The sequence below is a fragment of the Chryseobacterium sp. GW823-FHT05E08 genome (assembly GCF_058795655.1).
The window spans coordinates 1,083,168-1,106,319 of the sequence record NZ_JBXAHY010000001.1 but is presented as its reverse complement, the minus strand read 5'-3'; the positions used below and the strand labels follow the sequence as shown (position 1 = coordinate 1,106,319).

The following is a 23,152-nucleotide window of genomic DNA, read 5'->3' as shown; positions in this document are numbered from 1 at the left end:
TAAAAATAATGAACCAGTTGAGTTTAATTGATGCAGAAGAATTTTATGAGTTTCCAAAAGAACTTTTGGAATACAGAGAGCGTTTTCTAAGCAAGGAAGAAGCGGATCTACTTAGAAATTGTTTATTGAATACCGCTCCATGGGAACAGCGAACTCAGAAAATGTATGATAAAGTTGTGCTTACTCCCCGGCTAACAGCGTGGTATGGCGATTTAAAATACAATGAATCTGAAAAAGAAAACAAGTCAACAAACCCATGGACGCCTGAACTTTTATCCTTAAAAGAAAAAATCGAAAAAGAATTTGGCTGCAAGTTTAATGGAGTCCTGCTGAATCTTTACAGAAATCAGAATGATTCAGTAGCCTGGCATAGAGATAAAGAAAGCCGATATGGAAAACGTCCGGTTATTGCATCAATCAGTTTAGGGCAGACCAGAAATTTTGATTTCAGGAAAAAAGACCATCATCAAAGTAAATATAGTCTTCCGCTTCCTCACGGCTCGCTACTCATCATGAAAGGGGGGTTGCAGGAAAATTGGGAACATAGGATTGCGAAGTCTACGGTACCTATGAAAGAGCGGATTAATTTGACATTTAGGTTGTTGATGGAGAGTTAGATATTTTTTTCATTTTTTATTATATGGATGTTAAATTCTTTTCATTATAGCTCCAATCAAAATTCATTTATTTTTTAAAGCTTTTCTAAATGACTTAAAAAAAATACCTCCCGGGGCAATGGGAGGTAAATTTTAAACTTTTCAGAATGAAATATATTTATGTGATGGTGAAATTTTAATTTCAAATTGTATGCCATACCAATGTTTAAATCATTAAATCGTGATTTTTGTGGTATCTTTTTAAACATAGGATATTATATGAAATTTACATAAGATGTGTCAGGAATGCCGAAAGGTATTTTTATTCAATATTTCCACTATAATTCTAAAAATATCGTTAAGGTATATTGTAATCCTACTAAGTATTAAAATATATGATTATATGATCGAAATCATAAATAAAATATTGTATAATTATAAATACTTTATATTTTGTAAATATATTTCAATTAATGTGGTATATAGTTATCGATATGGTATTAATTTTGTATAAATTATAATAACCAATAAAATATTACATTATGAAAAAATTTTTTACCCTTATCGGATTTGTTTCGATAGCAGCATTTTCTAATGCACAGATTGTTATTAATGAAATCTACACTGGTGGTGGTATTTTAGGTGCAGCGATTACAAATGATTTTATAGAATTAAAAAATATTGGAAGTACGACCGCCTCTCTTAACGGCGCAACACTACAATACGGTTCTGCTACCGGTGGTTTTACACAATATTATAATATTCCGCCAATCAGTCTCGGTTCTGGACAGACTTATTTAATTCAACAAGGTGGTGATGGTCTAGGAGGCATTATCAATTTGATTAATCCCAATCTTATTGTTAATGTTGTGTTAGGATTTGATGGTTCTGTCAATATTGGTGTCGGTGTCGGTCTTGCGCTTACCTCGGGTAAAGTTGCTTTAGCAAGTAATTCAACACAGGTTACAGGACCGACGGCAACAAATGTTTTAGACTTTGTTGGATATGGGCTTGCCAATCAGTATGAAGGATCTGCAGCAGCCCCATCGCCTACAATTTTAAACTCAATTAGTAGAACGGCTGGCGACACAAATAGTAATTTTGTAGATTTTACCGCAACGCTGCCAAATCCTCAATCGTCCTCTGGAACTTTGGCAGTGAGTGATTTATCCAGTAGTCACAACAGTAACAATTTCATTAAGAATACGTTTGTAAATAATGATGAAATTATTTTTGATGTTGATGTGAAGGATGTGAAAATTTATACTCTTTCAGGAAACCTTGTAAAGCTCAATTCAAGCGATAATAACAATAGGCTTAATATTGCAGAATTACAGAAAGGACCTTATATTGTTACAGGAACCATCAATAATAAATTGGTTTCCAAAAAGATTTTGAAAGATTAATTATTTAATACAATAATATAAAAACAGCTGTCACAGACAGCTGTTTCTTTTGTCTGAGAGTGATATTGGTGCTCCTATAGCAAATAGAAATAAAGAAGGAGAGTTTGTTTATATGAATATAGATGACGTAAATAGTTTTGGAAAAGAGACAGTTTCATATAGTAAATTTAGTATTTTTGGACGTGAAGTAGATGAGCAAGATGCTTATCTATCTGGGCACAAAGACTATATGAATGATGAAAAAACTGTACATCATGATATTGCAATAAAAGAGGCGGAAAATAAAATTAATTGATGTTGGGAAAGGGTGCATAAAGCATACAAATCAAATAATTGAAAGAAAAACTGTAAAAACAAATGGACTCCTCAGAACTTTCCAAGTATTTAATAGAACAATAACAACACCTTTTTCAAAAAATGGTAAGCCTGTGAATAGGTCTTATGAACTAGAAAGAGGAAATGTAGTAAAAATTGATAATGGGTAAATATAGAATTCTAATAATGGTCGACTTTTCTTAAATTTAATGGCTTCATTGTCTGAATATGAGCGTGAGTTGATCCGGGAGAGAACCAATGCTGGCCTACAATCTGCTAGAGCAAGGGGAAGGTTAGGAGGAAGACCGAAGGGGTATACTAAAGAAACAATTTCCAAACTGTTACTTCTACTTAATATATATAAGGATGTCACTAAGCGTCCGGAAGATATTTATGAGCCTTTTGGATTGACTAGGGCAACATTCTATAGGTATGCTAAAATTCTTGATCATCATACAGATGAAGAAATAAAAAAAATGGGAATTAAAAATAATTACTTTTAAAATATTTAATTTAAAAAATGTTTACTATTTGTAACATTTTTTACACTCAGATTTTATTTATTTGTTATTTTTACAGTCAATATAAATAAAAAAGCCTGAAACAGTAAATATTATGAGTGACTTTCTAATAGGTATTGGAAAAAGACTGAAAGATATTCGAAAGAAAAACAATCTTACCATCAACGATCTTGCATCAAAAGCTCATGTGAGTAATGGTTTGGTTTCAAGAATCGAGAATGGAAGGACAATTCCATCACTGCCTGTTTTACTTGAACTGATACAGTCTTTGGATATTGATGCCAGTTATTTTTTTGAAGGCGTTGAGAAAAAATCTAATGCTAAATTCATTTTTGTACCTAAAGAAAATCAACAGGTTATAGAAAAAGAAGTGGAAGCTGAAGGTTTTAAATACATGCATATTTTCAGCAAAAGTCTTCATTCATTAGGCTTTGAAGCAGTTTTATTGACCTTGGAACCCAATTCTAAAAGAGATAAAGTAATTACGGATGCCTGGGAATTTAAATATATTTTAAAAGGTAAAGTAAAATACATCATTGATAATGAAGAAATTGAGCTTCAGGAAGGTGACTCGCTTTATTTCAATGGAAAATTACCACACGTTCCGGTCAGTATTTCCGATGAAGATTGTATGATGCTCGTGCTTTATTTCTACTCAGACAAAGACTAAAAAATCACATATTTTTTATCATTTTGAATGTAAAAGTTTACAAATAGTAAAATTTGGTTTTCTACATATTTAAGAATGTTAACATAAATTCCACATTAGGAGATCAAACAGAATGAATTGCTCACAAGCAATTCATTTTTCATTTATATAAATAACTCCCTTTTAAACAATGTTTTAAAACATTTTAGTAGCAAGATTTCAATGCACTAAGTGTCGTAGATCCGTAAGATTGAGTTAATAATTATCTATTATTTATTAAATATAAATTAATATCAAAATTTTACATATATTAAAATTATTAAGTTGTTTTGCAATAGAAATTTAATATATGTAAACAATGGGAGCAATTATAAAAAAATCTATTTTTCCTCTTTTTGCCTGCTGTACCATATTTGTGTCGGCTCAAAAACAAATCGTCACCGGAACGGTTTCAGATAACAATCAGCCACTTCCGGGAGCAGCAGTGAAAATCAATGGAAGCTCAAAAATTGTAATCACAGATGTTGATGGAAAATTCTCTGTCAATGATCTCAAACCTGGTCACTACGATTTACAATTTATATACATCGGTTATGAACCTCAAAATATGATAGTTGATTTGATGTCAGATCAGTCACTTGATTTGGGAATTATTTCGATGTTTCAGAAACAGAAAAATATTGATGAAGTTGTAGTCACCGGATCTTTGAAAAATAGTGAAGCGCGTGCATTAAATATGCAGAAAAACGCAATCAATATTTCAAACGTCATTGCCTCAGACGGTATCGGAAAACTACCGGACAGAAATGCCGCGGAAACTGTACAGAGAGTTCAGGGTGTTTCCATCGAGCGTGATCAGGGCGAAGGAAGATTTGTTTCTCTGAGAGGACTTCCACCATTTTGGGCTTCTACAACAATCAATGGAAACAGACTTCCAACGGCTGAAGAAGAGACCACTTCCAGAGCGACAGCATTTGACTTTTTCCCAACAGAATTGATTTCTTATGTTCACGTCAACAAATCTTTTACTCCTGATATGGAAGCAGACGGAATAGGCGGCGGTGTAAATTTCATCACCAAAACTCCACCAATGAAAACGGAATTCAGAGGAACATTGGGAACAGGTTACAATGCAAAATCAGACAAAGGCGTTTACAACCTTGGATTGCTCTATGGAGGAAGAACGAAAGACAAAAAGTTCGGATATCTTGTTAATTTTTCACACTTCATCAGAAACTGGTCAACGGATAATTTCGAAGCAAGAAGAAGCGGCGACGAAGGAGTTTTCAGAATGGAGCTTCGTGATTATAATGGGGTAAGAAAAACTACAGGAGCAAATGCTGCTTTAGAATATGTGTTGTCTCCGAAAAGTACCTTGTATCTGAAAGGAATGTATGGAACACTTTCTGATGATGAAACGCATTACAAACACAGAGTAAGATTTGATAAATTCAGTGCTGCTAACAACACGGCGAGAGTTGAGCTTCAGAACATTCACAATTTACTGATTACAGAACTGACTTCAGTTTCTTTGGGTGGAAATCATCAGTTTAATAAAAGCAAAATTGACTGGGATCTTTCGTACTACAACAATCTTTTTAAATACGGTAATATTCCGGATAAGCAGAATAACTCTTACTATGTTATTAAATACACACAAAACGGTGTCGGAATTAATCCAAATTATATTTCAGATAAAGGAAATGGGCCGAGAGCTTACTGGAAAGCAGATGGTGGAAAATTGGACTACAAAGATCCTGATGCATTATTTGGTTTTTACAGCAACCCAGATTTTAAAATGGATGCTTCTCAAATGAGATTCACTGATCTGGAATTTTATAAAGTGTACGTTCAGGAGAAAGATAAAATTGTAGCAGGTTTCAACCATGAAATCAATGTTTCAGACAAATTAAATTTAAAATACGGATTAAAATACCGCGATAAAGAACGAAACGCCCGCTTTTCTGATATTTTCTATAACTGGTCAAACGGAACAGCTCCTTTGCTGTCAGATTTCAGTCAGGATATCACCACTCAACCAGGAGCTGCTAATTACCTGAACGAGATGAATACGAATATCGGAAACACTTTCGGTCCGGTACTTTCTACAGGCGGGATGGATCAGTTCTGGTTTCAGAATCAGGGAAATTTAACCATCAACAAAACCGATTCTGAGGCACTGGAATACAACAAAGCATTAGGAAGAAATTTCGATGTTTTTGAAAAACATGCCGATGCCTACGGAATGGGAACGTATAAAATCAATGATCAGATTACCATTTTAGGTGGTATCAGGTTATCAAATACCCATACCAAAGTAAAAGGATTTAATGTGGTTGACGATGTTCTGACGCCGGTAGAAAATGTCAAAAATTACCTTGCCGTATTACCGATGTTGCATTTAAAGTATATGATCAACGATAAGACCAATTTACGTTTTGCTGCAACCCGTACTTTTTCAAGACCTAATTTCGGCGATCTTACTCCAGGAGGAACTTACATTGAAGCAGACAACGAGTTTAAAGGTGGAAATCCGAACCTGAACCCGACTTACTCTATCAACCTTGATTTAATGGGTGAATATTACTTCTCCAATGTTGGGATTTTAAGCGGTGGCGTTTTCTATAAATCAATTACTGACCCAATTTTCCAAGATTCTTTCATTCGAAATTATAATGGAATCAATGGTGTACAGTTCAGTGCTCCCAACAACGGTAAGGCAGCATGGTTAGGCGGAATCGAATTGGGAATCAACAGAAGGTTTGACTTCTTGCCAGGATTTCTTCAGTATTTCGGAACTCAGCTGAATGCTACCTTCATGACATCTGAAATGGAAAAACCAAGCGGAAGAATGGTGAAACTTCCTTATCAGGCGAAAGAACTGTATAATATCCAGTTGTTCTTCGAGAAAAAAGGATTCAATGCCAGACTGGCTTACAACCACAAGGGAAAATTTGCAGTAGAATATGCTGAAGAAGATCTTTATGATTCTTACTACGGAAAATACAGCAATCTTGACTTCGGAACTTCTTATCAAATCAATAAGCATATCACTGTTTTTGCCGATGTCAACAACATTCTGAACAAACCGTTAATCTATCATTTCGGAAAAGACGAGCAAAGACCTGAACAGGTAGAATATTATGGTGTAAGAGGAAATATCGGAGTAAAACTTAATTTCTAAAACGATGATTACTTCTCCTTCAAAAAACAGTACACTGAATGTAACTCTGAAAGCGGCCATCGCTGCTTTCGGGGTTTACTTCTGCATGTATGCGTTCAGAAAACCTTTTGCTGTAGCTTCATTCAGTAATCTTGAATTTTTTGGTTTCGATTATAAAATTTTAATCATCATAGCACAGGCAGTCGGGTATTTTATTTCAAAATTTATCGGAATTAAATTCATTTCAGAACTGAAACCTCAGAAACGAATCCTTTTTCTTCTGATTTTTATCGGGGTTGCCGAGCTTGCTTTATTGGGATTTGCAGTCGTTCCCGCACCATACAATATTTTATTCATGTTCATCAACGGGATTCCGCTGGGAATGATCTGGGGAATTGTCTTCTCCTATATTGAAGGAAGAAAAACCACTGAAATTATTGGCTTGTTTCTCTGCTCAAGCTTCGTAGTTTCCTCAGGAGTTGTAAAATCTGCCGGTAAATTCCTGATGGACAGTTTCGGAATCTCAGAATTCTGGATGCCTTTTGCAACAGGGTTAATCTTTATAATTCCTTTGATCATTTTTGCAGTTTTACTCAATAAAATTCCCGCACCGAATGAAGAAGATATCGTTCTGAAAAAAGAAAGAAAACCACTGAGTGAAGAGGAAAGAATATCTTTGGTCAGAAAATTTTTCCTTCCATTGATTAGCATTACAATCCTTTACATTGGTCTTACTGTTTTAAGGGATTTCCGCGACAACTTCAGCCGTGAGATTTGGGACGAGATGAGCGGTTCTGCAGACAGTTCTGTCTTTACCTTAACCGAAATTCCAATTTCTATAATGGTTCTACTGATTCTCGGTTTCATGGTCAAGGTAAAAAACAACAGAAAAGCCTTTGCTTACTATCATTACATTCTTTTTGGCGGAATTATTTTGGTAGCATTCTCCACGATTTTATTTCAGGGCAACATCATTTCTCCATTTTTATGGATGACGGTATCAGGTTTTGGGATGTATCTCTGTTATATTCCTTTTAACGGAATTTATTTTGACAGAATGATTGCTGCTTTTAAGATTAAAGGAAATGTAGGATTCTTTATCTATTTCGTTGACGCATTTGGATATTTAGGAAGTGTTTCCGTTCTGTTTCTGAAAAATTTAGGATCACAGGACCGGTCGTGGCTTCAGTTTTATATTCATCTTAATTACATCATCGCCGCTGTCGTTTTGCTTTTTTCGCTCATTGCTTTTTTTGCATTTCAAAAAAAGTCTCAATCAAAATCAAATGCTGAAGACGAAGAGACATCACAGGCAATTCGTTTCGACGCTTTTAAAATTTAAAATAATACATATGAATACTCAATATGATCTAATCGTTGTAGGCGGTGGAATTTTAGGAACATTCCATGCGTACCACGCATTACAGAAAAACCTTAAAGTAGCGATTCTGGAAAGAAATTCTGTCCCACAGGGAGCTACCGTCAGAAATTTTGGACAGGTAGTTCCGTCAGGAATGGATATCAAATGGCAGAATTTTGGAAAGGAAAGTTTAAACATTTACAAAGATTTACAGTCCAAAGCGGATCTTACCGTAAGACAAAATGGTTCGGTCTATATCGCTTCTAATCATGAAGAACTGCAACTGATTGAAGAACTGGCTCAGATCAACAAAAATAATGATTACGAATCAATCATTCTTTCGAAAAGCGAGTGCATCCAGAAATTCGACGGCTTGAGATCTGATTACTGTAAAGGGGGACTGTTCTTTCCACAGGAGATCTCAGTGGATTCTGGCGAGATGATTTTCAAGCTTCATCAGTATCTGAATACTCAGGAAGGCCTGGATATATTTTACAATACCACTGTTGTAGAAACCACTGAAAATAATTCTCATTGTACCGTTACCACTGCAGACGGAAAGAAAATTAATTCTTCAAAAATTATCATCTGTGGAGGACACGAGTTTAAAACTATGTATCCTGAGGTTTTTAATGAAAGTGATCTCGAAGTCAGCAAACTGCAGATGCTTCAGACTAAGCCTCAAGGAATTTATTCACTGCCGGGAAATATACTTACAGGGCTGTCCATCAGAAGATATGAGTCTTTCAGTGAATGTGCATCTTTTAAATCCATCAAAGAAAAAGAAGACAAAAACTCTTTTGAGAAAAAATTCGGGATTCATATTTTATTTAAACAGGCTTTGGACGGTTCGGTAATCATCGGTGACTCTCACGAATATGCGGACGCCAAAAATGCTGATGATCTCGGTTATGATTTAAATATGGACATCGACGAATGTATGATTAATAAAGCTAAAAAAATTATCGATTTGCCAACCTACGAAATTCAGAGAAGGTGGTTCGGAATTTATTCTCAGTGTAAAACCAAAGATATTTTCGAGCACAATGTTTCGCCCAACATTCATATCGTAACAGGCATCGGCGGAAAAGGAATGACCGGAAGCGGTGGTTACTCAAAATTTAATATCAATACAATTTTTTCTTAAAAAATGAACATACAATTATTGGTTCTGGATATGGCCGGAACAACAATCGATGAAGATAACGTAGTATATAAAACGCTTACAAAGGCCGTGAATGACTACGGCTATGAAGTAACTTTAGATAAAGTGCTTGAAATATGTGCCGGAATGGAAAAAGCAGAAGCCATTAAAAACTTACTCGAAAACATCGGTGGAAATACAGCAGATACCGAAGCAATATTCGAAAACTTCTCTGATGAACTGGCTCTTGTTTATAACGATCTCAACGTAAAACCTATTGTTGGAGTTGAAGAATTTTTGTTGAAAGCGAAATCTAAAGGTAAAAAAGTGGTTTTAAATACTGGGTACACTCATAAAATTGCCAGTCAATTGCTCACAAAACTCAATTGGAAAATTAATGTTCACTACGACGCTCTGATTACTGCTGATGATGTTTCCGAAAGCAGACCGAGCCCTGAAATGATTATCCTTGCGATGAAAAAATTTGGAATTACAGATCCGAAAAAGGTTTTAAAAGCGGGAGATTCTGGCATAGACATCCAAGAAGGAAAAAACGCAGGTTGCGGAATGACCATTGCCGTTCTGAGCGGTGCACAAACCAGAGCACAACTTGAATTGGCATTGCCCGATCATATTTTAAACAACCTTTCAGAAACTGAACATATTCTTTTTTAATTACTTCAAAAAACTGATTACGGAAGTAATTCTGTAGTCAGTTTTAAATCAATTTCAAAAATTAAATCTTTAAAATAGTTATTATGAAAACAAAACTTCTTTCTCTATTGGTCATAACCGGTGCATTGATGAGCGCACAGACCAAAAAAGTACTGTTTATCGGGATAGACGGTTGCAGGCCTGACGTGATGATGTCATCAAACACTCCAAACATCCAGGGATTATTGCCGACTGCAATTTATTCTTTAGATGCCATTACACTTGCACCCACCATCAGCGGCAACGGCTGGAGCTCTATGCTGACAGGGGTTGGCGTCGATAAGCACAACGTTCCGGACAACAATTTCACCAATCCCAACTACGTTAATTACCGTGATTTTTTAACAAGAATTGAAACATACAATTCCAGTTTAAGAACCATCTCATTAGCTCACTGGGCACCTATAAATAACAATATTATCAATACCGCAGATATCAAAACCAACTTCTCCACTGATCTTGCGGTAAAAAATGCAGCAGTCAACGCCCTTCAGAACGATAATCCTGATGTACTGTTTGTTGACTTTGACGATGTGGATGGCGCAGGACATTCATACGGTTTTTCTTCCACATCAACTCAATATGTAAACTCAATTCAGACTACCGATACCTACATCGGTGAGATTCTCACTGCAATGAAAAACAGAAGCACGTACAACAACGAACACTGGCTGGTGGTAGTTACCACTGATCACGGTGGAGAGGGCAGCTCACATGGTGGAGGAAATCTTACGGAACGAGATATTTTTTCAATTTATTCCAATCCTTCGTTTGTTCCTCAACAGATCAGCAAAACCCAAGTTCAAAATACACCAACCTATAACCGTCTGAATTTCCCTGCAGGAACCTATGCGAAGCCATCTGTGCAGAGCGGCTTTAATTTCGGAGCCACACAGGATTTTACGATTGAATTTTGGATAAAGCCGAATGCAAGTTATACCAGCGACCCGGTATTTATCGGAAATAAAAACTGGAATAATGGCTACAACAAAGGTTTTGTCATTTCAGGATATTCAGGACAGACCTTTAAGATGAATATTGGTGACGGCAGCAACAGACTGGATCTGACCGGAGGAAAACTGGTGACCAGCCAGTGGAAACATATCGCTGTAACTTTCGACAGAGACGGCCTTGCCACCATGTATGACGACGGAGTTCCAGTAACTGTAGGAAAAATGAATAACATTGGAGACATCACTTCTAATTTACCAATAACCATCAATCAGGACGGTACGAATACTTATGGTGTCAACCTCGCTGCATCATACAAAGATGTAAGAATCTGGAATGCAAAACTATCTAATGAAGCCATTGTACAGTGGGCTAATCAGGATGTAACAAGCTCGCATCCTTTCTACGCTAATCTTTTGGCGAACTACAAAATGACTGAAGCATCAGGAAATACTTTGACAGATTCAGGACCTTTGGGTAATAATGCGACAATTACAGGTTCACCTACAAGAAATCTTCAGACATCAGAAACCTTTACTATCCAGAATTATCTGAATACACCAAGGCAAACCGACCATTTCCCAACTGTACTCAACTGGCTTTGTATTCCGGTAATGACTTCATGGGGCATTGACGGAACAAACAGAATTCCTGCATGTGACCTTGGAAATTTAGCGGTTACTGAACAGGTAAAAAGCAATTCTGATCTTGCAATTTATCCCAATCCTGCTAAAAACGAACTGACCGTGAAATTTAAATCTACTGAAAATAGAATCAACCTGCAGATTATTGATTTTTCAGGTAAAATAGTTTTCAATAAAGATGCACAGTCATCAACGGGTGATTACAATGAAAAACTAAATATTTCAAACCTTTCCAATGCAACCTACTTTGTGGTGGTGAAAGAAGGTTTAAAAAGAACACAGAAAACTTTTATCAAAAACTAATAGTTAGAATAATTAATTTTTGGAGTACAGACCGAATTTTGGTCTGTACTTTTTTTTACCAAAAAAATATATAATTTGAATATTGATCCGTTTCCATTGTAATTTTGAACTTCAATATTTTTTTTTGGTCTTTTTAATTATCAATTTAGTCTCACAAAACGATGAAAAAATGAACCTTGTTGAGCAAATTGTAATTAACTTTCATAATTCACAAGCGCGTGGACATGAATATGATATAAATGATTCATGGAAAGCTACCGCTTCAAGAATTGCAGAGTTTTTGGTAACCGGAAATTGTAGTTCACGAAGAAATATTATCTTGGCAGAGAATACTGAGTTCGCTTTCATCGACAACTTCCTGAAGCGGCGAAACGTTATTTGCAACCGCACAAAAAAAAGCCAGAGTCGGATGTAATAATGTACTGCTTTTAATTGTCTTCTTTTAAAGCAAAAAAATAATTTTCCAATTAAAAAATTCATTTTCAACAATGTTTAAATTAATAAAAGTTTTCACTTTATTTCTGAGCCTGAGTATTTTTTCACAACAGGGAAGTTTCAAAATAAATGGCAATATCACTGACACTGAACAAAATAATATTGTCTTAGCAGAAGTATATCTTTTTACGGCAAATAAAGAACTTGTCAAAACAACAATTTCGCAAGAGGGAAGTTTTGAATTTACACGACTGAAACCTGCTCAATACTTTTTGCAAATAGTATTAAACGGGATTACGCAAAATGAGCCCATTTTTGAACTCTCATCAGATCTTAATTTAAATATAAAATTGAATGAAAAAATTTCAAATATAGAAGAAGTTCAAATTTCGCGAAGTAGAAATCCTTTTAAGGTTCAAAATGGAAATATTGAAATAGACATCGCCAATTCCTCTTTAAGTAAAGTTTCAACATCCACAGATTTATTGGGCAAATTGCCTTTTATCTACGTAGATGCAGATGGAGAAGGTTTGTCGATGGTAGGCAAAGGCATTCCGCTTTTATATATCGACAACCAAAAAGTTGATTTTAATGTTTTGTCTGCTGTATCTGTTGATGAAATTAAATCTGTCGAAATCATTAGAAATCCCTCCGCAAAATATGAAGCAGAAGGAAAAGCGGTAGTTAAAGTGATTTTGAAAAACAGTAAAAAGGAAGGCTATAAATTAACGCTGAACGAAACTGCTGTATTTAACAAACGTTTCAGCAATAATTTTTCAGCCAATTTTCAGCAAAAAAAAAATAAAACCGAATGGAAATTAAATGCTGCGTATAATCAAATACAACATTGGGAAAGCAATGGTTTTGATTATACTGTTCCCGGCAAAAATATTAAGTCAGACTACATTATTACGTCCATTACCAATCGTCCGCAAGTCATTTTAGGCGCAAGTTTGTATCACGAATTAAACGACGGAGATAACTTAACATTTACCATAAATGGAAATTTAAGGCCCGATAAAGGTGATAATAATACGGTAACAAACTATGAAATTAACGGACTGAAATCTCAAATAGTAACATTAAATCCGCAGGACAGAAAGAGAGCTACGATCAATTCTATTTTTAATTATAATAAGCAATTAAAGTCTATAAACGCTACTATTTTCACAGGTTTGCAATATACGAGGGAAAGCAATAACGTAGATCTGGATTTTTACAACGAAATTGATAATTCAGGGTACAGTTTTAGCCAGTTCAGAAAACAAAAATATGCCGTGAATGCTTATTCGGGAAGGATTGACATCGAGAAAAAAATAAAGGAAAACTACCAATTGGGAATTGGCGGAAGTTTTACAAAAGCAGATGCTACAACCGATAATCTCACAGATTATAGAAACTTAAATCCTTCTGAATATTTTAAATATTTTTTTTATGAAGAAAATTTGGCTTCTTACGCAGAGTTTTCAGGTGAAAAAGAAAAATTGAGTTTTAAGGGCGGTATTCGTTTGGAAATAACTTCCGCAAATGGCTTTAACCAGATCTTAAATGAGACGAATATTTCCAGACATTATGTCGATTGGTTTCCGAGTGCAGAATTATCCTTCAAACAAAATGAGAATTACGTTTATACACTAAACTTTAAAAGAAGTATTGATAGACCGGGTTACAGCGATCTGGCTTCGGGTGGCTTATACAGTAGTCCTTATGTTGAATATCAGGGAAATCCGGATCTTTTGCCGTCTTATACCAATGAGATTTCCGCAAGTATCAATATTAAGAAATGGGCAATAAATGCATCTGTATATCAAATTAAAAATCCAATTGGCTTCGGACTTTTTTATGACGAAACCAAAAACATCTCACAGTTTACAACCAAAAATTTTGACAAAGAAAGTGGAGTGAGTTTAGGACTGGATGTTCCCTTTGAGTATAAATTTTTAACTTCTCAAAATAGTTTATCCTTAAATTATTCCAAAACAGAAGACAGTCTTGCGGTTGTAAATCAATCCACGCCGTATCTCTATCTTTATACAAACAACACTATAAAATTAGGCAAAGGCTTCAAATTTCTTGTAGATGGTTCCTGGATCACAGAAAGAACTCAGGGAATTTATGAGTACAATGAAATGGTTCTGGTAAATCTGGGATTAACGAAATCGATATCAAATTTTGATTTTACTTTGCGGTATAATGATGTTTTCAATCAAAATACATTTGTCCAAAAATTAAGTTATGACAAAATTATAACGAAAGGTAGTTTTTATGGAAATACGCCAACTTTTTCTGTTGGAATAAAGTGCAACTTTGGAAAAGTTTCAAATTCAGAATACAAAGAGAAGCAAATTAATGAAACCGTTGACAGGATTTAAGAGAGCGACCAAAAAAGCGGATACAGATAACAAATTATTTCTACAAGCGGGTATGAAGTTTTCATCGAAGATTTTAGCGATTAATAAAGTTTTTAGTAAGTAGAAAGTTTTTGTATTTTTAGCCCGCCTGCAGAAATCCCCAAACGTTATAGTTGTTATTAAAATCTCAAAAAACGATAAATTACTTTGTTTACCATGTAAACTATTCATATTAAATAGTAATTACTCTTAAAATTATAAAAATATTGTAAATCTTATGAAAAATCCATTTAATACACTATTAGTAGAAATACAAAAACCTTAGATAGACTGCTATTGGAATGTATAATAATTTATAATTCACATAATGATGAATATTTTTCTCAATTAATGCTTCCAAATTGAAAATAATTATTACTTTTATCCCACAACAATAAAAGTTCTATTAATCATGAAAAAATTAAAACAAATTACAAAGGAGCAATTAAAAAATGTTTTTGGAGGAACAGGTCCTCAGACTAATTGCCATTGCAGTTCATCAGGATCAGGAAAACCACCGATCGATATTATCGCTGATAATGCTGTAGATTGCTTCAATAAGTGCGATGACTATCGAAATAATTAGAATTTTTCAATTTGCACTTCGCAAAATGAAACAGTCATTTTTAGATAAGAGGATATTCTATATCCTCTTACTTTATTCTTCAGCAATATCATCTCAAAAACTTACTATCATTAATAATAATACTGAAGAAATTACTATAAAAAATAATAAGACAGAGCTGATATTAAAGGATGGGGATAAAAAGGAATTCTCGGGGATAATGACCAGAATTTTAATCAATGGGACACAAAATCTGGATAGATCTTTGGCAATATACCTTGAACCTTCAGAAAAATTGATTCTAAATGTAAAAAATAATACAATTTTTTATACAGGAGATCAGGCCGATATTCATCAATATCTCAACGAAAAATTAAATGTGGATACCTATGGAAAAATGAAGGAATATTTACTGGTAAGTGAAAAAAAGAATTTAAGCCCTTTAAAAATAAATTCAGAGTTGTTTCTTTCAGATATTTTAAAGAAAGTAAATTTAACATCTATAGTTCTATCTCCTGAAGATACTAATTCTACAAAAAAAATAAAAAACTATATAAAATATAACTGGCTTTATACAATTTTTTCTGCTGTTATTAGTTTAAAGGATAAAAATTTCAGTAAAGAAGCTATTAACTATTATTATAAAAAATATATTGATTCAGATATTACACAATTCAGCTGCAATACTGTATTTCAATATAACGTTTTAGAGATATTAGTAAAAAATAAAGACATAGTATCTGCCCAATTTCCGACTTATACAATTGTTGAGCATACTGATTTTGATAATATAAACCAATACTTTCCAAAAAGTTGTCAAAAATATTATTTTGTTAACAAATACCGTTATTTCGATCATATTAATGACCCTCAGAAAGATTATTATGAAAAGGTCTTAAATGAAAAGTTCAACGATCAATAAATATACAATGAGAAAGTTTATATTCTATTTACTTATTATTTTGTCATCATGCAGCTACTTATCCGCACAAAACTATCAGATCACATATGAAGTACAATTTAAGCCAGTAAAGGAGAAAGATTCATTAGTCAAAGAATATATGGCTTTAAAGATAATTGGCCATCAAAGTATATTTTATAGCCTAAATAAAGAAAAAATTGATTCTTTAGTCAGTAAATTCGACTATAAGGGAGTGTCTTCAATTAAAAATTCTTTTTTAAGAATAAAAGTATTCAAAGATTTTTCAAAAGATTATTGTACCATGGGTGGTAATTTTAATCAATTCAATTATTGGTATAAAGAAGATAAGGTTAATTTTTATGATCTAAAAAAGTATGGTAAATATAAAAATTATAATGCAAATGAAGCATTCGCTGATTTCGGAAAAAGAAAATGGCACATTTTATATACAAGTGATATTCCAATAAATGATGGTCCTTATATTTTTTCGGGATTACCTGGTCTAGTAATTAAAGCCAAGTCGATAGATGGAAATTATAATTTTGAATTAATTGAAATTAAAAAATTAGGAAATCAGCCTGAAATAAAAGGTATCAAAGAAAACATAAGAAAAGAGAAGCTAATGAAGAATATAAATGACTTTATAAAAGATCCTGCAGCTCATAATATTAACTTCAAAAATGATTTAGGAGATGGTTTTAGTTATGAATTTAACGGTGTTAAAGACAAAAACTATAATGCAACAAATGAATATTTAAATAAAATATTTAATCAATTTAATAACTATCCAGATAAGGACATTCCAATTATAACATTTTAAAATATTGTATATTTTTTCGCAAAATACCAAGATAAATCTCATCAGATTGTTAATTTTTATACATCTTCAGATTAAAAAAAAATTCAGATATATTTTTTACTTAAAGTACAAAGCTTATTTTTCGTTGACAGTCCTCATTTTAATCTCACAAAACGATTATAAAATTAAATTACATGACAAGTAAAATAATTGGTGTTGGAAGCTATATACCCTTAGAGGTTATTGACAATGCATTTTTTAATGAAAATCTTTTTTTTGATGAAAATAGCAATAAGTTAGAGCAGGATAATGCTGTAATTGCAGAAAAGCTCAAAGAGATCACCGGGATAGAGGAAAGACGGTATGCATCTAAGGAATTAGTTACTTCAGATCTAGGACTTATCGCCGCAAAAGCTGCGATACAAAACGCTCATATAAATCAGGAGACATTAGATTATATCATATTTGCTCATAATTTTGGTGATGTTCCTTATGGGGAAACTCAATCTGATGCAGTTCCCAGCTTAGCATCAAGAGTTAAACATCAATTGGGAATTAAAAATAATTACTGTGTTGCTTATGATGTGATATTCGGATGCCCCGGATGGATTGAAGGGGTAATACAAGCCAATGCATTTATTAAAGCCGGTATTGCTAAAACTTGTTTGGTTATAGGAGCAGAAACCTTATCTCGTGTTGCTGATACTCATGATCGGGACAGTATGATTTACGCAGATGGGGCGGGTGCTGTAGTTATTAAGGCTACAGAGGAAGATGCTGGTGTTAAATCTCATGTTTCGGCTTCTCATACTTTCAAAGAGAAAGATTATCTGTATTTTGGAAAATCTAATAATATGGAAAGCTTATCAGATACGAAATTCATTAAAATGACTGGAAGAAAAATATATGAATTTGCTCTTTTGCATGTACCTGAAGCTATGAAAAAATGTCTTGACGAAAGCGGATATAAGATAAACGAATTGAGCAAAATTATTATTCACCAGGCTAATGAGAAAATGGATGAAGAAATTGTAAAGCGTTTTTACAAATTATACGATACATCGATACCTAAAGATATTATGCCTATGACCATTAATAAACTAGGGAATAGCAGTGTTGCAACAATACCAACTTTACTCTCAATGATTTTAAATAACGAACTTCAGGATCATGATATCAATGAGAATGATATCGTATTATTTGCTTCAGTTGGGGCCGGTATGAATATCAATGCTTTAGTATATAAATTTTAATCTAAAATTGCACTTAAATATTTTATTAATTAATATTAAAAATTATAATTACTTTCCCTTATTGTAAAAAAATAGCAGAGAACGTTTATAGTTCTCTGCTAATTATTATATTGAGAAAAAAGCTATTATAAGCTTTCTTCTTAATTTAAGCAATTTTAACGTTAACTGCGTTAACGCCTTTGTTACCGTTTTGTACGTCATATGTTACGACATCATTTTCACGAATATCATTAACTAAACCTGAAGTATGTACGAAAACATCTGGACCTCCATTTGAAGGTGTAATAAAACCAAATCCTTTGGCATCGTTAAAGAATTTTACTGTTCCTTGTTGCATTGTATTGTATTATAAAATTGTTGTATTTACTGATAAATTTTTGGCTGTTGCCATACCTGTGATGATGATTAATCAAAACAGTTTTTAATTTAAGCTATTTTTACGTTAACTGCGTTAACGCCTTTTGCTCCGTTTTGCACGTCAAATGTTACGACATCGTTTTCACGAATATCATTAACTAAACCTGAAGTATGTACGAAGACATCTGGACCTCCATTTGAAGGTGAGATAAAACCAAATCCTTTAGTTTCATTAAAGAATTTTACTGTTCCTTGTTGCATTGTATTGTATTATAAAATTGTTGTATTTACGGGATAAATTATTTTTGGCTATTGCCATTACAGGATTGATAATTACGTCAAAACTGTAATAAATCGATTTGTGAACAAGAAATGATGTTGGTATTTTTTAGAATCTTGAAATATTCAAGATGAAATGGTACTGCACCTGTTAAATTGATGACAAAATTAGCGGCTGTAAAAGCGAAGACTGATAGGGAGTTGTAAGTTCAAAAATTTCAGAAGAAGCGTCGGCAGGAGCCTGATTATTTTACAAATGTACACATAATTTATTGAAAACAAGCGATTTTCTATTTTTTATTTTTTGCTGATACTAATTAACATAAATATAATAAGTAACAATGGATAGCTAAATCAATAGTATGACGTCTGTGTAGATTTTTTTTCAATACCAAAATTGCAATATAGGACAGTATCTTAAAAGAAATTGATTTTACTTGTTAATATTATATTGAATAGAGTCTTTTATGGCATGATTTTAACTTTTATTATAATGTTCACTTCAATATAAAAACCAAATAATGACTGATTTTTTACATTATAAAAAAATTGTGACTGATACCGTCTGACTAAAATTTGTCCTTTTCTCTGAAGCGGATCGAAACCAACATCCTAATGTGGTTGTAGCAGGTTTTCAATTATAATTTATTCAGGCTGAATAATAACAAATCTTACCAATGGAAATTCATTTTTTATATGCTCTCGAATTCGCTGTATGGCCTCGGTGATCTCTTCTGTATCCAGATGGTCTTCAAAATCAATAATGAGCATCAATACAACTTCCTCCGGTGACTGGTAAGTTGACAGTATATTTTTTGTTCTAACCACAGCAACATCTTTCTCCGCAAGTTTTGCGATCTTTTCTCTTGTTTCAGGAGCTATGCCTTCTCCCATCAGTAAACTTCTGCTTTCCCTGGCCAGGATAAAAGAAACAAATACCAGTATGAGTCCTACAATAACCGATGCAAGGCCGTCCAATTCAGGAATATGGAATGAATGGCTGATCCCCATCAATACCATCACAACGATTAATCCTGCTACTGCCGCACCGTCTTCGAAAACAACGAGAAAGCTTGCGGGATCCTTACTTTTGATGATCGCATCCCACCATTTCATACCATTACGGGTCTTGTTAAATTCTTTGACGGCGATAAATAGGGAAGTTCCTTCGAAAATTAAAGAGAGTACCAAAACAATATAGTTCCAGAACGGATCTCTCATCACTTCAGGTTCTATGATGTGAGAAATTCCCTGGTAAATAGACAGTGCTCCACCTAGGCCAAATATTAAGATAGAAACGACAAAAGACCAGAAATAGAGTTCCTTGCCATATCCGAAGGGATGAGATTCATCAGCTGCTTTCTTACTTCTTTTCAACCCATATAAAAGCAACAGCTGGTTGGTGGTATCAACAGTTGAGTGGATCCCCTCAGAGATCATGGAAGAACTGTTGGTAAATACTCCGGCAATAAACTTTGTTAAGGCAATCAGCAGGTTGGCTGCAAGTGCACTGTAAATTGATTTATGATTGTTGGCCATTTATTATGAGTGTAGGTAGAAGATTATTTTAATAGTTCGGCGTGTGTAAAAATCATTTTACAATTTGCTTTTCAGTTTTGGACTTCATACCGGAAATAATACGTTGTCTATGAATAAATCCCCAGTCTGCAATCGTATTGGTCAATTGTTTAAGTGATTTTCCATAGTCGGTAATCTGGTATTCGACAGCAACAGGCGCTGTGTTCAGTACATGACGGTTAATCAATTCATTGATCTCCAGGTCTTTCAACTCACGGCTGAGCATCTTTCCGGAAATACCTTTGACCTCTTTCAGTAATTCAGAGTACCTCATCGGCTTATAACATAAGCATGCAATGATGGACATTTTCCATTTTCCGTTTAAAATTTCCATTGTATCACTGATTGCCAATATTTTTTGGCTGCAATCTTTTACCAAATCAAATTCCTGTTCCATACCGTTCACTTGGTTACCTGTTTGTCACTATAACTTTTTGTCACTTAGTTACAAAGGTACACATTGAAAATATAACTTTGCCGATCTAATTTATAAACAACAAAAAATGGATCTAATCAAAAATTTACAATGGCGGTATGCGGTTAAGAAATACTCAGAGGAATCAGTTAGCGAAGATAAAATCGACCGGATTATCGAAGCCGTCAATCTAACCGCGTCGTCCTGTGGAATACAGCCTTACCGATTGTTTGTGATTACCAATCCGGAGGTAAGACAAAGATTAGGAGAAGGTTCATTCAATGCACAGATCAACGCTTCTTCCCATTTGTTGGTTTTTGCAGGATTCAATGAAATAACCACTGATTACATCACAGAATATGTTGTGATGATTGAACAACAAAGAGATTTGGAAAAAGGAGGGTTGAAGATACTGAAAGATACGTTGATAGATTATTTCTCTACCCAGACGCCAGAACAAAATAAAATCTGGTCGGACAAACAAGCGTATATCGGTTTGGGAACAGCTTTGATTGCGGCAGCAGAACTTAAAGTGGATGCAACACCTATGGAAGGGTTTGATCCGAAATTGTTTGATGAAGTTTTAGGTCTTTCGGAAAAAGGTCTTCATGCCTCCGTCATCATGTCATTGGGGTATCGGGATGCTGTGAATGATTTTCTGGCATCGGCTCCAAAAGCCAGATTGCCGATCAATGAATTTTCTACCAAAATAAATTAGTAAATTACAAGTGGAATGATTTAATATTTAAAGTCTTATCAAAAAACAAAAGCCCAGACATTGTCTGGGCTTTTGTTTTTTGATAGTTCTATTCGGTAAACTATTACTTTTTGATAGTTACAAAACTTCTTACGCTACTTTTCAGAATACGAGAGTACCAAAATAATTCTTTTGTGGTATGAAAAATGAGTTAAATTAGCCTGAATGCAATGATGGAGATTGCGGTTGTTGATTATTTACATAGATTCACCAATCAAAGCCCAACTTTAAAGAATAAATGAGAAAAAGAAATTACATTATTATAGGAGTTTTGTCGCTGATCGCTGTATTAGTGATCGGAGGACTCATCGTACTTGATGGATTGAGCAGTATGGGAAATCCCAATGGAAGCAGGGCACCTGATTATCCTTATTTTATTACCACTGTGCCTGTAACTGTCAAAAATATAGGAGTACCCAAAGGAACAAAACTGACTTATGAAGAACATTTTTTTAAGGAAGGCAGACAGGAAAAAATAATGAATGAAAAAAAGCTCACCGGTATAGAGTTGCCAAAAGGAAAGACGATCGACTGGGGTGGAGTGCCCGTGTACATGATTACAAAATTTTCCAATCCTGAAATGAAAGGATTTACTGTTAATGCAGATTTTGGTCAATTAAGTGAATACAAAAAAACTAAGTTTTCAGAGATGTGGCAAAGTTGTAGTGGGGAATTAGGTGTTTTGGTCAATGACGAGGATGACTGGACTTTTAACACAAAAAATATTGCTGATATTTCAGATTGCAGTGTGGCCTATCAGCGTTTTTTTAAGGAAGATGGAGAACAACAAAGATTTCTTGATAAACTTGTCAGTGAGATTAAAAAAAAGGATCAAAATCAAACGAAGTGATAACTATTGATCTGTACTCAATTATTATATTAGTTTCATTCCTGAAAGAATTATTTTAAGAGCCAAGTCGCTATATCAAACCAAATTAAATATATAATGAAAAGTATCCTCATTCTCATTTTTTTCCCTCTGCTGATGTTTTGCCAGACCAATAATTTTGATCTTGGTCAATTATCCTTTCCGATAGACATATCGGCCATAGAGAAAAAATATGAACTGGATAAAAACAGTGATCTGTCAGGTGTTATTGTTTATAATAGTACTGATGCGGCATTGCTGCAATTCTCAGGGTATTCCTTTTCGGGAACTCTTAACAAACAGGAAACCTCCATATTATCCAATAATTATGTGTCTTTCTACGAGAACAGGACATCAAATAAGGTGAATGCCTACAGGCTGGAAATAAAAACGACTAAAAAAGCAGAGGAATTTGAGAAGTTGTTGCAAAATAAATTAGGGAAAACTGATTTTTATTACAGGGATGCGGAATTTTCATACAGAGTTTGGAATACCGGGAATAATCTTTATCTGTTCGAGACCAACAATACAGGAAAATACAATAATGAAAAATTCAAATCCAGTAGTTTATATGTTGTGGCTGCCGGAGATCAATTGCTGAACGACTATTTTATTTCAGGAGGCTTTCAATATTACGGAGATTATCTTCGGGAGAAAAACAAGTCTGAGCATAAAGGAAAAAAATACACCTACAGAAATTTTGTGGACGAAAAAGAAAAAGATGATGGCAAGGATTCATTTTACCTGAACGATTATGTGAAATAAGCG

At 34.0% G+C, this 23,152-nt stretch carries 21 protein-coding genes and 1 pseudogene; 18 read left to right on the top strand and 4 right to left on the bottom strand.

Annotation, left to right across the window (positions count from 1 at the left end; genetic code table 11):
- The first annotated feature begins 8 nt into the window (after positions 1–8).
- The 15 genes and pseudogenes from AC1Q7L_RS05160 to AC1Q7L_RS05090 all read left to right on the top strand — a co-directional run bounded on the left by AC1Q7L_RS05160 (position 9) and on the right by AC1Q7L_RS05090 (position 18,130).
- On the top strand, positions 9–617 hold the full coding sequence (locus AC1Q7L_RS05160) for an alpha-ketoglutarate-dependent dioxygenase AlkB family protein (protein ID WP_492306679.1): 609 nt from the start codon (positions 9–11) through the stop codon (positions 615–617).
- 521 nt (positions 618–1,138) lie between these two features.
- Entirely contained in the window at positions 1,139–2,002 is an 864-nt protein-coding gene (locus tag AC1Q7L_RS05155; protein ID WP_492306678.1) for a lamin tail domain-containing protein, read from the top strand.
- A gap of 49 nt (positions 2,003–2,051) precedes the next feature.
- Positions 2,052–2,297 carry a hypothetical protein gene (locus AC1Q7L_RS05150; RefSeq protein WP_492306677.1) on the top strand — a complete coding sequence of 82 codons (246 nt, stop codon included), beginning with the start codon at positions 2,052–2,054 and terminating at the stop codon, positions 2,295–2,297.
- A 214-nt stretch (positions 2,298–2,511) separates the two neighbouring features.
- Positions 2,512–2,820: pseudogene (locus tag AC1Q7L_RS05145) on the top strand (recombinase family protein); the annotation flags it as partial.
- Between the two features lie 112 nt (positions 2,821–2,932).
- Complete coding sequence (locus tag AC1Q7L_RS05140) at positions 2,933–3,508, top strand: helix-turn-helix domain-containing protein (RefSeq protein WP_492306676.1); 576 nt, start codon at positions 2,933–2,935, stop codon at positions 3,506–3,508.
- A 337-nt stretch (positions 3,509–3,845) separates the two neighbouring features.
- Positions 3,846–6,671, top strand: coding sequence for a TonB-dependent receptor (locus AC1Q7L_RS05135; protein WP_492306675.1), 2,826 nt, complete (start codon positions 3,846–3,848; stop codon positions 6,669–6,671).
- 4 nt (positions 6,672–6,675) lie between these two features.
- Positions 6,676–7,992 (top strand): DUF5690 family protein, encoded by a 1,317-nt coding sequence (locus tag AC1Q7L_RS05130; protein ID WP_492306674.1) that lies wholly within the window; start codon positions 6,676–6,678, stop codon positions 7,990–7,992.
- A 10-nt stretch (positions 7,993–8,002) separates the two neighbouring features.
- Positions 8,003–9,157, top strand: coding sequence for a TIGR03364 family FAD-dependent oxidoreductase (locus AC1Q7L_RS05125; RefSeq protein WP_492306673.1), 1,155 nt, complete (start codon positions 8,003–8,005; stop codon positions 9,155–9,157).
- Positions 9,158–9,160: 3 nt separating this feature from the next.
- Complete coding sequence (locus AC1Q7L_RS05120; protein ID WP_492306672.1) at positions 9,161–9,829, top strand: phosphonatase-like hydrolase; 669 nt, start codon at positions 9,161–9,163, stop codon at positions 9,827–9,829.
- Between the two features lie 83 nt (positions 9,830–9,912).
- On the top strand, positions 9,913–11,766 hold the full coding sequence (locus AC1Q7L_RS05115; protein WP_492306671.1) for an alkaline phosphatase family protein: 1,854 nt from the start codon (positions 9,913–9,915) through the stop codon (positions 11,764–11,766).
- Between the two features lie 488 nt (positions 11,767–12,254).
- The gene (locus AC1Q7L_RS05110; RefSeq protein ID WP_492306670.1) at positions 12,255–14,573 is read left to right on the top strand and encodes a TonB-dependent receptor domain-containing protein; all 2,319 of its coding nucleotides are present in this window, start codon (positions 12,255–12,257) and stop codon (positions 14,571–14,573) included.
- 430 nt (positions 14,574–15,003) lie between these two features.
- Positions 15,004–15,177, top strand: a complete 174-nt coding sequence (locus AC1Q7L_RS05105) for a bacteriocin-like protein (protein WP_492306669.1) — start codon at positions 15,004–15,006, stop codon at positions 15,175–15,177.
- Positions 15,178–15,202: 25 nt separating this feature from the next.
- A complete protein-coding gene (locus AC1Q7L_RS05100) occupies positions 15,203–16,078 on the top strand; it encodes a hypothetical protein (RefSeq protein WP_492306668.1) in 876 nt (291 codons plus the stop codon).
- Positions 16,056–16,898, top strand: a complete 843-nt coding sequence (locus AC1Q7L_RS05095; protein WP_492306667.1) for a GLPGLI family protein — start codon at positions 16,056–16,058, stop codon at positions 16,896–16,898. Before AC1Q7L_RS05100 ends, AC1Q7L_RS05095 begins: the two co-directional genes overlap by 23 nt.
- A 173-nt stretch (positions 16,899–17,071) precedes the next feature.
- Positions 17,072–18,130 (top strand): 3-oxoacyl-ACP synthase III family protein, encoded by a 1,059-nt coding sequence (locus AC1Q7L_RS05090; RefSeq protein ID WP_492306666.1) that lies wholly within the window; start codon positions 17,072–17,074, stop codon positions 18,128–18,130.
- Positions 18,131–18,275: 145 nt separating this feature from the next.
- Here the strand turns inward: AC1Q7L_RS05090 and AC1Q7L_RS05085 are convergent, their stop codons facing one another.
- The 4 genes from AC1Q7L_RS05085 to AC1Q7L_RS05070 all read right to left on the bottom strand — a co-directional run bounded on the left by AC1Q7L_RS05085 (position 18,276) and on the right by AC1Q7L_RS05070 (position 20,741).
- Positions 18,276–18,467, bottom strand: a complete 192-nt coding sequence (locus AC1Q7L_RS05085) for a cold-shock protein (RefSeq protein ID WP_047400231.1) — start codon at positions 18,465–18,467, stop codon at positions 18,276–18,278.
- Between the two features lie 89 nt (positions 18,468–18,556).
- On the bottom strand, positions 18,557–18,748 hold the full coding sequence (locus tag AC1Q7L_RS05080) for a cold-shock protein (protein WP_045495812.1): 192 nt from the start codon (positions 18,746–18,748) through the stop codon (positions 18,557–18,559).
- Positions 18,749–19,411: 663 nt separating this feature from the next.
- Complete coding sequence (locus tag AC1Q7L_RS05075; protein ID WP_492306665.1) at positions 19,412–20,305, bottom strand: cation diffusion facilitator family transporter; 894 nt, start codon at positions 20,303–20,305, stop codon at positions 19,412–19,414.
- 52 nt (positions 20,306–20,357) lie between these two features.
- Positions 20,358–20,741 (bottom strand): winged helix-turn-helix transcriptional regulator, encoded by a 384-nt coding sequence (locus AC1Q7L_RS05070; RefSeq protein WP_492306664.1) that lies wholly within the window; start codon positions 20,739–20,741, stop codon positions 20,358–20,360.
- A gap of 106 nt (positions 20,742–20,847) precedes the next feature.
- On the opposite strand from AC1Q7L_RS05070, the gene AC1Q7L_RS05065 reads away from it, so the two are divergent.
- The 3 genes from AC1Q7L_RS05065 (at position 20,848) to AC1Q7L_RS05055 (ending at position 23,149) form a co-directional block, all read left to right on the top strand.
- Complete coding sequence (locus AC1Q7L_RS05065) at positions 20,848–21,477, top strand: nitroreductase family protein (RefSeq protein ID WP_492306663.1); 630 nt, start codon at positions 20,848–20,850, stop codon at positions 21,475–21,477.
- Between the two features lie 277 nt (positions 21,478–21,754).
- Positions 21,755–22,366 (top strand): YfcZ/YiiS family protein, encoded by a 612-nt coding sequence (locus tag AC1Q7L_RS05060; RefSeq protein ID WP_492306662.1) that lies wholly within the window; start codon positions 21,755–21,757, stop codon positions 22,364–22,366.
- Positions 22,367–22,462: 96 nt separating this feature from the next.
- The gene (locus AC1Q7L_RS05055) at positions 22,463–23,149 is read left to right on the top strand and encodes a hypothetical protein (protein ID WP_492306661.1); all 687 of its coding nucleotides are present in this window, start codon (positions 22,463–22,465) and stop codon (positions 23,147–23,149) included.
- Positions 23,150–23,152: the final 3 nt, after the last annotated feature.